The organism is Francisella sp. AG1 (assembly GCF_057683165.1).
On sequence record NZ_CM173135.1, the window covers coordinates 1,675,912 to 1,689,283 of the forward strand.

Genomic DNA, 13,372 nt, shown 5'->3' on the forward strand with positions numbered 1-13,372 from the left:
AAATCACTCAAGCTCTTTCAAAGTCAGCTGCAAAGAAGTACTATAGCCACTTTTTGAAATTGCGTGAGAAGCTGTTTTGATGTACCAATTTTGCGGTATATCGTCTCTTAGACCGATTATTTTTATAGGTAAACCTGAGATTAAATCTGGATTCCCAGATGTTGAGATATTAAGTGTATCATTATCAAGCGCTGACGTATTATAGACTTTTTGGGCGGTTGCTTTAGCTATTTGTTCATTATCATAGAGATATGATAGTTTATTAACTGGCTCACCCTCTCCAATAGTTACAGTTTTTATTGTTGCATCATCTGTATTTTGATAATTAGCTTGTACTGATCTAAATTTTGCGGTTTTCTTGCAACTGTATGAGACACTGCTAATATCTTCTATATCAAGCTCGATAGTTTCAAGTTTAGTACCTTTCGTATTTGCGCCTTTCTCATCTTTTAGCACTAGGATTTTGCTATGGGTTGGCTTTAGGATGCCATTATATAATCTTACAATTCTATATAAAAATGCGATGCTACTTTCGTTTTGTTGATCAATATGTTCGATTGTTATTTGGGCTAATTCTGGGTTAATTTCAGTTTCTAGATTATGCTCTTGTGCTATTTGTTGTACTATTTCGCCAAGAGTTATATCGTCAAAAGATCTCTCTTGAGCTGTTTGCATTGATTTATATGTCAAAGATTCTGTAAATGGTACGCTACTTGCGACTATATCGATGAACGAGCCTTGACCTTTATTTAGACTATATTTCGTATCAGCAATGAAAAAATAGCCAAAATCTCTCAAATCATCATCATAACCTAAAAAAACCTGTAATTTTGTACTATTTTGCGGAAATTCTAGTTCATCATTTGCATCTGCTAATCTAATCGAGAAACCATCAGCATTATCGCCTATAGTATCAGTTATACTTATACTGAAACTACCAAGAGATTTGATTTTATCTGTGATATCTTTACCATTGGCTAATATTTGAAAATCTATCACCATAAAACAACCTTGCGTTGTTTACTCGGTTTTTCGATTTCTGGAAGTTTGATTATTAATCCAGCTGGAAAAATAGTGCCATAAGCAGCTAAATCACGATTATACTCAAGCACTAACTCAGTAAAGTCAGTACTTTTATAATACTTAAAACAAATCGCATCGAGCATATCGCCCTGTTTTGTTAGATATTCAATCATACTATACCTTTTACATACGCTTTTGATTCTTCTAATAGTGAACTATCTGGATAACGCTGCAAATTAAGTGAGTATGTTGTCTCATCTGCGTTCATCTCATCTTGTGAGATGCCATCGATAACCCACTTGCCATATATAACTCCATCAATATCAAATAAAAAATTAGGTGTAGCACTTTCTGATAATTCACGCATTGTGATTAAAGCTGCTTTTTCTGTAGCACCTGAGACATTACTTACAGTAGGTAAGCTCAAGCCTGAAATGCTCATTGACTCAGCTTGTGAGCCTGTGTTTTGCAGTATTGGTGCATTATTAATTCTGTCTAATTTTGCCCAGTTGTTTGAATATGATTTTGTGATCTTATTGTATGTAACTGTATTTACACCCAAGGGCATAGAGCCTAAAATTAATCCAACAACATTCATATAATCTCCTTAATATATACCATGACCAAAACGCCCATATAAAGGCATTGTTGCAGCTTTTATCGCCTCTTCAACATGTTTCTTATCAGCATTTCCTTGAATTGTAATCGTGTTATGTAAGCTTACATTGTTGTTTTTATTGCTTGTTTGATTATTACGATTTTCTCTTAGCTTAGTTGCAACAGCATCCATACCTGCAAAAGTTGATGTTTTGTTAAGGTTTATTTCTTTGTTATCGTCTTCGCCATTCCACCATTTTTTTATACTTTGAGCTTTATCAGAAATCCAACCAATAGAATTAGATAACCATTCAAATTTATTTTTTAAAAAATCTATGCTCTGAACTAATGTCGCTTTTATACTTCCAAAAATATTAACCACGCTATTTTTAACTAATCCCAGACCTTTTATAAAAGAATTATTAGTGATCGCTTGTGTTGCTGTATCCCATAAGGAAACAACAGATGCTGAAAAAGAGCTAAAAAACTCTTGAACATCATATAACCAACCACCTAATTTTTCACCAAAACTCCATAAAGAACTAAAAAAAACACCAACTACTTTGCCTGTAACTAAAAGAAAACTTGATACAGCACTAAATACTGTTTTTGCAGTTGCTGCCCATTCTCTGACTTTATCTTGGTTTTTGGAAATCCAGCTTGTGATATTATCAAAAGTCTGCGTAAAAGTTGGCAACAATGCATTTCCTATAGCAAATGAAACACTTTTAATACTTGTACTCATATTTAAAAAAGCATCGACATTTTGCTCTGCTCCTCTTAATGATTTCTCACTTAAGACATAACCAATCCTTTCACCTTTATCACCTAATATCTCCATCTCTTTTGAACCGTTTTTCAACATATTAACCATGCCCACACCGCTTCGCCCAAATAACAAAGTCGCAATACGTAAACGCTCTTGTTTATTTTCTACATGCTGAATCTTATCAGCGATCAAAGCCATCGACTCTTCTGGTTTTAGCTCTTTTAATTCCATCGCAGATAGCCCAAGCATATCCATCGCTTTTTTAGGTTCTGCTAATCCCATCGCCGCATCGATAGTATTTTTTTGCATCTGTGATAATGACTTATCAAACTCTTGAGTACTCATGCCCGCAATTTCAGCTGCATAACGTAAACGTTGTAACTCTCGAGTACCTATACCGAGCTTATCCGCAGTTTTTGCAACATTATCACCATGATTTGCAAAACTATTTGAGAGCTTATAAGCAGCTGCACTTGCACCAGCTGCGGCAGCTGTAGTTGCTAATAAACCACGACTTAAAAAACGTACACTTGAACCAACAGCTTGAAAACCTTTCGCTCTACGTTGCATAGATTTTTGTGTTTTTTCTAAAGCATTTTTGAGGCGTTTTTCTTCACCTGTAAGATTAGCAGTATCAACACCTGCCTTTTTTAGCTCTCTTCTTGTTTGTCCTGTTTTTTGGCGTTGCTCATTAAATTTATGATTAGTGTTTGAGACTTCTTTTTTGAGCTTATCAATTCTAGCTCTTAGAGCTTCACTTGAGCCACCTGAAGCTTTATATTGAGTATCTAAACTACTTAGATTAGCTTTTTGTTGTCTTAGTTTATCTGTCAATTTAGACATTGCTGCTTTATCAGCATGAAATTTTGATACTAAAGTTTGCTTTGTTTTAAGTTGATTTTCTTTATTAGCTAGCCAATCAAGCTTTCGAATACTACTACCAATAGCAGCATTAAAACTATTGTTAACAGCACCGCCAATAGTGAAATTAAGCTTCTTATTTTGCATCATTTTTTAACTCCAATAAAGAGATCGCTTCTTTATAAAAAAACTTAATTTGGGAGATTGTTAATCTCTCTAGCTCTGAGTACTGCCAACCAGTTTGCGTCGCAATCATAAAAAAAGCACGATCTAGTTCTTTGGGTCATAATTAGTAGCTCCCATAGCTTCTAAAGCTTCAGTTAATTTATTACTATCACATATTGCAAGATTATCTAATGATTCTTGTGAGATATTAGTTAGTCGTATTAACATTTGATCTTCTTTTTCAATATCATCATCAAAATTTTGCACAAATTTATAATCTGCGCGCGTCGGCTCACGCATTTTTATAGTTTTTGTCTTTTTAGCGTTGATTAGCTCTACTTCATCTCTTAAGCAAATATCTTTGAGCATACTTTCTCCTAACTAACAACTGCTAGTTGATTAATATCGTTAATTTTTCTGACACCATTCAGTGCATCTATCTCAAGTACATCATCGCCAGCAATATTAAGACGATAATAATTAACAGACATTTTAAGATTACTTTTGCCTTTTTCTTCTGGTGCAAGATCACCATTATCAAGCTCAGCTATATAACCTCTAAGCTCAGCTACTACAGCCTCATCATCACCATTATCATTCCTGATTTTACCTCTGATAATCAGTGGTGTGTCAGAATTTCCGATAACTTTATATAGAGCTTTTTGTATGCCCTCGATCTCAATAGTTGACTCCATTTTCTCAACTTTTCCAGTATCAAGATCTACAGGAGCAGCCATCCCCGCACCAAAATGTTCGAGCATTTTTGGCGTGATTTTCGGTAAGGTCGCTTTGATCGCTTTGCCAAGATAATTCGCACCATCAACATACACACTAAAATTAAGTAATAAACCATTGAACATCACATAACTCCTTAATTAAAAATTTCTTCAATATAATCATTAGTAAGCTTTGATTTTATCTGGATATGTTGGGCTGGATATACCGCGGTAAAATCAAAATTAAGTGTTAATTTGCCTGATGCAATTTCGCTTGCAGTGTTATTATCAGCATCAGCCCAACACCTACCACCTAGGATTTTTTCTTGTCGAATAAGACTTCTAATATAGCTATTAACAGACATAACGACATCTTCCACAAGAGTTTTTGTAATGCCTCGATCAACTGCCCATTTATGTGCTAATTTGATCGATTCATTAATCATATCAGCAGTTCTTCTAACTGATAGAAACTGCCACTTTGGATCTGCAGATAAACTATAGTTTCCCCAAAGTCTAAACCCCTGATCATTAATGATTGTTGCGACTTTATTTTCATTGAGATAATTAGCACGACAACTAGAGCTACCATCATAATCAATAGCACGCTCTGTATTATTAATCCCATAAATAACATGATTCGAAGGCGAATAATGCCAACCATAATCATTATCTATACGCACGATATGACCTGCAATATATGCTGAATTTGCAACTACTGTTTCTACACCTTCTTTTGTTATAATTACACGTGGATCAACTAAATAAATACGTGCTGAGTCGAAGTTATTTGCATATGTTATTGCAGCTTCTTCTGTCGTGCTTGGTGCTTCTGCGATAATGATTGCTTTTAATCTCTCAGCAATTGGGATCATCGCATTAATTACACCAATTTCGTTAGTAAATGTCGGGGCTATAAGTAGTTTAGGAGTTAGTTGTAATTGTGACTGAGCATCTAATAAAGCTTGTAATCCTGTACGTTGTGCTGTCTGCTCATCAACTCTACCGATAATATTAGCTAACTGCAATGCACTATCTGCATTCTCTTCAACTCTGATAACTACCACCATCGCACCCACACCCGATGCAAATATGCCTGTAATTGCATCAGCTAGAGTACCAGTATTACCTAATTTAGCGATCTTTGCTAATTCTTGACCTACTAAAAGTACAGGCTTATTAAGCGGAAAGACTTCCGCATCGGCTTCTGGTGCTGTACCCACTAGCCCAATTACGCTTGAGCGTACTGTCTTGATTAAGCGTGAGCCTGAATTATCTTCAATAATCTCAACACCATGAAAAAAACTATCTGACATTTTTATCTCCTTTTTTATTAATCTCTTTATCAAATAAAATATTAATCTTACTTTCGATACTTGCTAAACTTTTCGAATTTGAATCGGTAATGTCATACAGACTGCTAATATCTTTCTGCATGATTCTTGGTGAAGGGCTATTGCTTTGCTGCTCTACATATATCGAAAAAATTGCAATTAGTGCCATTATCAAAAAAGCAAATATTGAACCTGAAATAGCTAAAGTCTTCGCAGATCCAATGCTCTGAAAAACGATTTTATTAAGCTTTGTAGTATCTTTTACAATATCTTCGACGCTACTTTTAACATCTTTAATATCACTTTTGACATCTTTAACTTCTCTTTCTAATAATGAAGTTTTAATTTCGCTCATCATCACAGCTAATTTTTATTTATAATTAAATTTTAAAGCTTTTTTTATTTTGAATCTGGGCAAGTTTTATTTGATAAACTAATTCCTAAAAAAATTGTAAAGAGAGTTGAATTAAAACTTCTTCTGAATGGAACAAAAAAGTTAAACATATTCAAATTAAATTAAACCCCGAAAAAGATGCATCATATATAGAAATATTCAGCGCTATAGCAAAAGATACAAACATCCAAAAACTCAAATTTTTACGCGATTTTTATAAAAAAAATAACTAATAATTGAAACTATTTAGAACTACTAGTTGTTCTACTTTTTGCATCAATATGCGTATGATTTTGTAATGAGATATTACTCGATTTAATATCTTCTGTCGCATTGATTGAGCCTGCAACTTCTAAATCAGCATTTATCTTCACTTTTTCTGCGTTAATCTCAATATTATCATTAGCTGAGATTTTTATATTTTTTGTAGCGATTTTTAAATCTTCGTCAGTTTGTATTTCGATATTTTGCGCTTTTAAAAAGATATTTTTATTTTGCTCAAGTTTTAAATTCTCAGCTGTGATAGATATATCACCTACAGCTTTTATATCTAATAATTTATTCTCATAATCATAGCTAAATATAGTACCATCAGCATACTCAATTGTATGTTTTTGTTCGCTTTCACGCTGCTGATATTTTGTATAAATCGCAGGCAAGACTATACCATTATTTAACTCTCCGCATGGGGATAATATCAGTACTTGCTCATCAATCTGAGGACTGAAATATACAATGCAATCTGCAGCTCGCGGCGTTATTAACGGTAAAAATTTAGTAGTTATATCGCCACATTTAACTTTTACTTTTTGCTCTTTGATCTCTATTACTGTGCCAATTTTGAGAATATTAGCTACTCGCCTTTCAAGATCTTCTAAAAACTCCTCAATCTGCATTTTCATTAATCTCCAGCTCAAAATCTGGTGAAATATCGTTTTCTGGGTAACTTGATTCACCGATAAAAATCTTGATAATAAAATCTATCTGCCAACAAATATAACCATCAACAACAGGGCTAAAGTTATCAGGTTGGCTTGATAGAATACTTAGCTTTTCAATTTGCTTATTCTCAAAAGTATTATCTTGTAGAAAGCAGCCAATTTCTAATGCTTTATCACGGATGTTAAGCTTATCTTTTGCTTTATCAGCATAGATCAAACGTATGTTAAACATCACATCGATATTATTTAAATCCCATGCACTTTCAAGATGCTCTAGTGATATAAGCTCAAGATTCGCAATTGGCACATGAAATTTATTTAATTTTTCATCACTTGGATATATACACCAATTTAATTCACTAAATTTAGCTTTTAGATTATTATAAACTAGTGCTGTGAGTTTACTTGTATTCATTTTTTGAATTTATACCTCAATAATTGTTCAAAATTTTTGTGAAATTCATCATCGAAATAATATGGTAAACGTTGAGTTATAATTTTGGTGACATTATTATCAATTTTCAAAGTGGCTTGTTCACCAGAATCTCGCAAAACAACTCTATTACCAATAACATAAGCATTCTCTGCACGCATACCTTTGACTAAAATATCTTTACCACTTTTTTTTAATGTCCCTAAAATACTAAAAGGAATATCATTCAACCCAACCCAAATTTTAAAATCTCGTGTTGTAGATGTTGCTTTTTTGTACATAAATAGTCTTTTTCTAATTACTTTTAGTGGTAGTTTAAGCTCTACTGCAATATCACGAGCAAGCCTATTTTTTGCACGTAATGCACTGCGATTAAGTGTAGTATAAAACACCTTACGAATATCATTATTAGCTAGATTTAAGTCTGTGATTGCTTTTGCAATATCGTTACTTTTATTACTCGAAATTGAAATCATTAAACACCTCATCATCATTAAAGTAGCTAAGCTCAGCTTTGACTATGCCAGTACCTTCTTTGACAAGACTTTCAATAATCACGATCTTGTCTGACTCGATAAGTTTCACTCTATCTTTTAATTTAAAAAGTTCTATATCAGTTTTTTTAATCAATAAAAACCCAGCTGTATTTTTAAATCGAGATAATCCCAACTGCAATAGCTTTGTGCAATCATCATAAATAACATCACACTTTTTATTTGATAATAAAATCAATGCTTTTTCTGACCAATCATCAAAAGCACAAGCTATAGCAGCACTAGTATCTATCATTTTTTAGAATTTTTCTCAACCTCTTCATTTATAGCTTTATCTTTGCCCTGATATTTTTCAACGAGATCTCGCGATATCAAAAACATAGCTTCACTATCGCTTAATAAAACTATATCACCTACTTTGCCGTCTCTTTTTGCGACAATTATCGATCTTTTTAGTTTAACTTTCATAATCTAACTCTCCAACTCAGTAATTTTTGCAACTGCAAAAGATTCTGGTCTTAATATTGCAACATCAACAATTTGTCTTGCAGTTATTCTTATACTGCCCTCATTACTTTCTGTATAAGGGTCTACAGTCAAGCTCAAACCATCCCAAAAACCTAAAATAATCTGATTAAAATCTCCAAAAATTATCTGATTTGCTAAGACTTGATTAGATACACCCACACCATAGCCATTAATAGTATTTCCAACCTCCCAAATCATTGAATCACTTGTAGCATTCATATTTTTAGCAGTAGTTTTTGCTAAACCTCGAAGAGCTGGATTAAGGAGGTATCTCATATTTGCTACATCAGCATTCTGCTGGGAAATTAGCGTCTCAAGTTTTACATAATTTGCTAGTGTTGGCGCAGCTGTTAAGTTAAGATTTTGTACACCTGAGGTACTTAATAATCCAAGCGGTTGCTTATCACCAGTTCCATACAGCACCGCTTTATCAATCGCTAGTGCCATTTTTGTAGCGATATCTTCTTTGATCGCAAGCTCAACTGACGGAGTACTATTAATCAATAATTCTTCTGAGATTGACAACTGTACAGCACATTTTTTACCTGTCATCGAGTTTTTATCTGTTTTATATTTACCTTCACTATATTTTTCTTTCTCACCAACCCAAAACACATCAGATGAAGCTGTTTGTTTTGGAATATCAAAATTACCTTGTAGACCATAAAGTTTTTTGACAAGGTTTATCACAATAGATTTGTTATGTAACATCTTGATAAAGCTATCAGATTTTAGGGTTGTAGGGATTATTGCACCATTATCTGCTGTTATTATGCTTCTTTCTAGCGTATCTTGAGAAAGCTTCAAAGATGCTCCACTAGGAGACTCTTGCAATCTTCTAATCGCACCGACGAAACCCTCATTAGTATGATTATTTTCTACTCTTGAATGACCAGATCTTGCCGTATTTATTTGCGGATTTGAGCTTTCTAAAACTGTCAATTTTTGCTTATTTCTAGCTGCTAGAGAATCAAGAACTATTGTTCTAAAAGCATTTGCACTTGTACCTTTTGTTATATGCTCAGAGCTTATTTCTCTGAAATTATGTTCATCAGCAATACCCTGAATCGCTGCGATTCGAGATCTCTCAGCTTGTACAAGATCAGCTTGTTGATTATCGATTGTGTTATTTTTTTCGCTCATTGTATTCTCTCCTTTATCATGATTGAAATTTTCGACTTTATTTTGACTTCTACCAATACCAACAGTAACATCTGCTGGCACTGTGACTATTGATATCTCATATGGCTGCCAACTTTTTACAATTACTGTTTTTGATTTTTCGTTATACTCTTCATCTAACACTTGATATCCAACCGAGACATTCTTGATAATGCCATCATTGATATCTTGAAAAATCTCAGCTGCTTCTGCATTTTTAGAAAACTTGACTTTAGCTCTGCATTTATCTGCATCTAGCCATGCAGATTCAACTACGCCGATTTGCTTATTGTGATTATGATTATATAAAAGTGCAGCACTATTATTTAATCGTGAGAAATCGATCGCACTATCTTCATGTACTAGCACCTCATAAGTATCAGCCCAACGTTTAATTGGTGTAATACTTGAGAAACTAAGTTCTAAGCTACGATTTTCTTTATCAAAATTCGCTATAGTTAAATTCAAACTTTTAGTTAGTTTTCTGTTCTTGCTCTTCGCTATATTCATTGCTACTGTCATCTAAAAACTCCTCATAAATATCTAAATCTTGCATTTTTTGTTTATCTTTAGCGATTTGTTCAAATACATCATCTGGATCTCGCCCAGTTTCTAAAATCGCCTCACTAGTACTTAAGGTTTTATTTCTTAAATTCTCACTAATTCCCTTAGCATCTTTTAAAGGATCAATCCAAGCCCAGCTGCGTGGCTGATAACGAATCTTATCTAAGATTTCTAAATATTGATTATCAGCTATAAAACCTAAACGACCTGATAAAATTTCAACCTCAAGCCATGCCTCAAAAACTGGTTCAATCAATGTTTCAATCATTAAATTTTGTAACAATTTCCACGAATCACGTTCTGCTAGCATCCCTTGTCTTGCAGATGAATAATTGACTTTTTCTAGGTTATTACCTAAATTAATAAAATTAATACCATAACCAAGAGACAAGCTCACAGCTCGCAAAATTGCATCTTTGAAATTTCCATATTCCGAACTGGGAAATTGTGAATCTATTTTCTTAATATCATAACCATCGTCTGCTATTGCAAGGGCTGCCCCCTCACCAATATTTATTTCTTTAATTTGAGATTCGGTATCATCTTCAAAGCTTGAATTGATCGGCTCATAATCGCTTTGAGGTTTACTTGCAAAGCCTAAAATCTGTGCAGCTTGACGAGCATTATCTATTGCTGCTGTTTCAAATTGTCCAAGCAAGCCCAATCTAATCAATGCAGTCGCAACAGCTGAGATGCCCCGTTTTTGACCAACAAAATCTTGAATAAAACCATGAATAACTTTTTTAGCTGGGATTCTTGTACGTGAGTAGTCATCATTAAAAAAATAGTAAGCAATTTTTTTACCAAAACTATCAACTTCAACACCATTAATAATTTCTCTTTGATTATTTAATTTTGCTTTGTATTGAATATCTATTTTTGACGGCTCTATCAATTGTAATTGCAACCTACCATCAATAACATTTTTGATGATGAAAAACTCGCCATCACGTAATAGAGACTTAAGCTCTAAAAGCTGAATATCAACAAAAGACATGCTTGCTGTCACATCACAATTAGATCTTTTTGACCAACGACGATAATTAGTTTCGATCTTTTTATTTAACTTCTCATCTACTAGTTTTGCTTGAATTTTTATACCTTTGTTACCAATCACATTGATACAAGCTTGATTAATAAAACCTTTAACATAATCATTATTACAATATGCATGTCTTGCTCGTGATTGTAGTGCGTTATATTGACTCTCGATAATATCGTCAATATTGTTACCAGATATACTATTTTTAAAAATTAGCTTACTGGCAGCACTCTCATAATGTGCAGATCTGGTAGATCCTGTTAGGGTTTTTTTATGATATTTACGTTTTTTTCCAAATAAACTCAACATTATAAAACCCTTACAAAACCATTAAACAGCATAGATTGACCCGATATTCTTGCTTCAATTTTTCTAATATTTCTAATAATTAGATTTTCTTCTTCGCGTAGTTCAGCTATAGTGCGATAGTTTGCGCTATTGCCTGATTGACTATATGAAGCAACATTTGTACTTAGAAGTTTTTTAAGCTGCTCTCTAACTAGACTCAGACGTTCCTTTTGATATGCAAGTTCATTATCAAAACTCATTAGCCAACTCTTTAAAGGAATTATTTATACTTTTATGATAGTTCTTTTTTTGATTTGGATCTGGGCAAGTTTTAAATTATTAAGCTCTGACTAAAGCTAATGATAAAATCAAACTTTCAGGAATAAGTTTGTTTGGCATATAATATTTATTTGTTAAATCTAAACCAGCAAGCTCTAACGATCGAGCTACTAGCTCTGAACAAAACCATTTATTTGTATCATCAGCCCAATTTCTCCTAAAAAGACCACAAGCAATTACAGCTTTATAGTCATATTTTTTGCCAACTTGAGCATCTAAAAAATTAATAAGATCGTATAATTGGGCAGCTGTTGGTGTTTGTTTAAGATGAAAACTCTCAATCGTTATATCTTGAGTTTTTAACTGTCTCAATGTTTGCTTATATACACCTTTAAAAGGTTTCGCACTATAGCAAATGCCATTAATTTCTATCTCAACGTGACTAAATTTGCTCATACTTATAAGGCGCGCCAATTTTGAGATTATATTTTGACTATATGTGAAATGTATTCTAATCATTATCTTATAGCTCGCTATATTGTTTTGTTTCTTGTAGTTTATTATTCACATCGATCTTGTATTGGGCTAAGAGATTATCAATCTCTGATCTTTTAGTTGCAATCTCAATACTATTAATATAAAAACTCTCATAACCATCCAAAAAAGCATTTGAAAGAGCTAATTCATCTGAGATGAAAATTTGACGTGTTGCTAATTCTTCGATAGTTTCACCTTTATTACGACTTTCAACTTCTAACTCTAGTTGCTTTATATCTGCTGCTGTTGCAGTACTATTGATTAGTCGTCTTGCGCGTGTCTCTTTGATTATCCAGCCACACATTCGAATATAATCAACCCCACCAGTAACAAGATCACGCACGATTTTTGAGTTGATTTTTATTTCTTTAATTGCATCGACTTTTGCTTGAGTCAGCCATATTTCAGCAGCTTCTACTGCTGAATAACCAAAACTCTCTAATTCAGAAGAATTAGCAATGAAAATATTGCGATATATCTCACCATTTTTTAATTTTAAACTATCAATAATCATTCTCATCCCCTAAATTTACTAAAGTAGCTGATCTTAAAGATGAGATAAACTCATCACTATAATTTTTATCAGTAAAATAATTAAAACTTAAACTTGAGTTATACCAATTTGTTGCTTCTAAACGCACAATAACTTGCTTATTTTCATTAATAAATACATATGCTGAATTTGTCCCAGTAGATGCTTGATTTAGAAGTTTATTTTTATATTTTGCACCTACAATATTGATATCTATAGCTTCAGCATCTGTGAAGCAATAGCCTGTAATGTCAAATCTAAAAAGATGTGGATTTTCATCGTTTATATATATCGGTAAAGCAATATACAAAAATTTATAATCTTGAGTATTTTTTGAGTTTAAATTACTTGATATATTGATTGAAAATATATCATAATACCATTTTGGTTTATTTGTTACACCATTGCTCACATACTCTCTAGTAGTTATCTTCTTAGCTATACTCTCAAAATCTTGTAACTGCTCATCTGCTTCAACTAAAAATTTCTCATATGTAGTATTGAACTGCACTTGTAATTGTTCAAAGCTTTCAGTTGTAGTACTAATATACGTTTCTAATTCTGCAAAAATAGTAGTTTTTTTATCATCTAAAGTTGTTATTTGAGCATCAATCAGCTCTTTAACTTCATCTACTTTTGCTTGTAGTGTTTTGAGATATTCATTTGCAGTATCTAAAAATACTGTCAAATCTTCTGTTGATATATTACTCATAA

At 32.9% G+C, this 13,372-nt stretch carries 19 protein-coding genes; all 19 read right to left on the minus strand.

Annotated elements, in window-relative coordinates; genetic code table 11:
* Positions 1-3: 3 nt before the first annotated feature.
* Positions 4-1,002 (minus strand): phage late control D family protein, encoded by a 999-nt coding sequence (locus ACR0PV_RS08640; RefSeq protein ID WP_488172702.1) that lies wholly within the window; start codon positions 1,000-1,002, stop codon positions 4-6.
* The gene (locus ACR0PV_RS08645) at positions 996-1,196 is read right to left on the minus strand and encodes a tail protein X (RefSeq protein ID WP_488172703.1); all 201 of its coding nucleotides are present in this window, start codon (positions 1,194-1,196) and stop codon (positions 996-998) included. The genes ACR0PV_RS08640 and ACR0PV_RS08645 overlap by 7 nt, the downstream gene beginning before the upstream one ends.
* Positions 1,193-1,621: a phage tail protein gene (locus ACR0PV_RS08650; RefSeq protein WP_488172168.1), complete on the minus strand. Its 429-nt coding sequence runs from the start codon at positions 1,619-1,621 to the stop codon at positions 1,193-1,195. The genes ACR0PV_RS08645 and ACR0PV_RS08650 overlap by 4 nt, the downstream gene beginning before the upstream one ends.
* 9 nt (positions 1,622-1,630) lie before the next feature.
* The gene (locus tag ACR0PV_RS08655) at positions 1,631-3,400 is read right to left on the minus strand and encodes a phage tail tape measure protein (RefSeq protein WP_488172704.1); all 1,770 of its coding nucleotides are present in this window, start codon (positions 3,398-3,400) and stop codon (positions 1,631-1,633) included.
* A gap of 120 nt (positions 3,401-3,520) precedes the next feature.
* Positions 3,521-3,784, minus strand: coding sequence for a phage tail assembly protein (locus tag ACR0PV_RS08660; RefSeq protein WP_488172705.1), 264 nt, complete (start codon positions 3,782-3,784; stop codon positions 3,521-3,523).
* An 8-nt stretch (positions 3,785-3,792) separates the two neighbouring features.
* Positions 3,793-4,275 (minus strand): phage major tail tube protein, encoded by a 483-nt coding sequence (locus ACR0PV_RS08665; RefSeq protein ID WP_488172706.1) that lies wholly within the window; start codon positions 4,273-4,275, stop codon positions 3,793-3,795.
* A gap of 11 nt (positions 4,276-4,286) precedes the next feature.
* Complete coding sequence (locus tag ACR0PV_RS08670) at positions 4,287-5,447, minus strand: phage tail sheath C-terminal domain-containing protein (RefSeq protein ID WP_488172707.1); 1,161 nt, start codon at positions 5,445-5,447, stop codon at positions 4,287-4,289.
* On the minus strand, positions 5,437-5,823 hold the full coding sequence (locus ACR0PV_RS08675; protein ID WP_488172708.1) for a hypothetical protein: 387 nt from the start codon (positions 5,821-5,823) through the stop codon (positions 5,437-5,439). The genes ACR0PV_RS08670 and ACR0PV_RS08675 overlap by 11 nt, the downstream gene beginning before the upstream one ends.
* 278 nt (positions 5,824-6,101) lie before the next feature.
* Positions 6,102-6,761: a phage baseplate assembly protein V gene (locus tag ACR0PV_RS08680; RefSeq protein WP_488172709.1), complete on the minus strand. Its 660-nt coding sequence runs from the start codon at positions 6,759-6,761 to the stop codon at positions 6,102-6,104.
* Complete coding sequence (locus tag ACR0PV_RS08685) at positions 6,745-7,215, minus strand: hypothetical protein (RefSeq protein WP_488172710.1); 471 nt, start codon at positions 7,213-7,215, stop codon at positions 6,745-6,747. Before ACR0PV_RS08685 ends, ACR0PV_RS08680 begins: the two co-directional genes overlap by 17 nt.
* The gene (locus ACR0PV_RS08690; RefSeq protein WP_488172711.1) at positions 7,212-7,709 is read right to left on the minus strand and encodes a hypothetical protein; all 498 of its coding nucleotides are present in this window, start codon (positions 7,707-7,709) and stop codon (positions 7,212-7,214) included. The genes ACR0PV_RS08685 and ACR0PV_RS08690 overlap by 4 nt, the downstream gene beginning before the upstream one ends.
* Complete coding sequence (locus ACR0PV_RS08695) at positions 7,690-8,022, minus strand: hypothetical protein (RefSeq protein WP_488172712.1); 333 nt, start codon at positions 8,020-8,022, stop codon at positions 7,690-7,692. The genes ACR0PV_RS08690 and ACR0PV_RS08695 overlap by 20 nt, the downstream gene beginning before the upstream one ends.
* On the minus strand, positions 8,019-8,195 hold the full coding sequence (locus ACR0PV_RS08700) for a hypothetical protein (RefSeq protein WP_488172713.1): 177 nt from the start codon (positions 8,193-8,195) through the stop codon (positions 8,019-8,021). Before ACR0PV_RS08700 ends, ACR0PV_RS08695 begins: the two co-directional genes overlap by 4 nt.
* 3 nt (positions 8,196-8,198) lie before the next feature.
* On the minus strand, positions 8,199-9,938 hold the full coding sequence (locus ACR0PV_RS08705; RefSeq protein WP_488172714.1) for a phage major capsid protein: 1,740 nt from the start codon (positions 9,936-9,938) through the stop codon (positions 8,199-8,201).
* Positions 9,889-11,331 (minus strand): phage portal protein, encoded by a 1,443-nt coding sequence (locus ACR0PV_RS08710; protein WP_488172715.1) that lies wholly within the window; start codon positions 11,329-11,331, stop codon positions 9,889-9,891. Before ACR0PV_RS08710 ends, ACR0PV_RS08705 begins: the two co-directional genes overlap by 50 nt.
* The gene (locus ACR0PV_RS08715; protein ID WP_488172716.1) at positions 11,331-11,570 is read right to left on the minus strand and encodes a hypothetical protein; all 240 of its coding nucleotides are present in this window, start codon (positions 11,568-11,570) and stop codon (positions 11,331-11,333) included. Before ACR0PV_RS08715 ends, ACR0PV_RS08710 begins: the two co-directional genes overlap by 1 nt.
* Before the next feature lie 79 nt (positions 11,571-11,649).
* Positions 11,650-12,108, minus strand: coding sequence for a hypothetical protein (locus tag ACR0PV_RS08720; RefSeq protein WP_488172717.1), 459 nt, complete (start codon positions 12,106-12,108; stop codon positions 11,650-11,652).
* A 4-nt stretch (positions 12,109-12,112) separates the two neighbouring features.
* Positions 12,113-12,640: a hypothetical protein gene (locus ACR0PV_RS08725; protein WP_488172718.1), complete on the minus strand. Its 528-nt coding sequence runs from the start codon at positions 12,638-12,640 to the stop codon at positions 12,113-12,115.
* Positions 12,630-13,370, minus strand: a complete 741-nt coding sequence (locus ACR0PV_RS08730; RefSeq protein WP_488172719.1) for a hypothetical protein — start codon at positions 13,368-13,370, stop codon at positions 12,630-12,632. Before ACR0PV_RS08730 ends, ACR0PV_RS08725 begins: the two co-directional genes overlap by 11 nt.
* Positions 13,371-13,372: the final 2 nt, after the last annotated feature.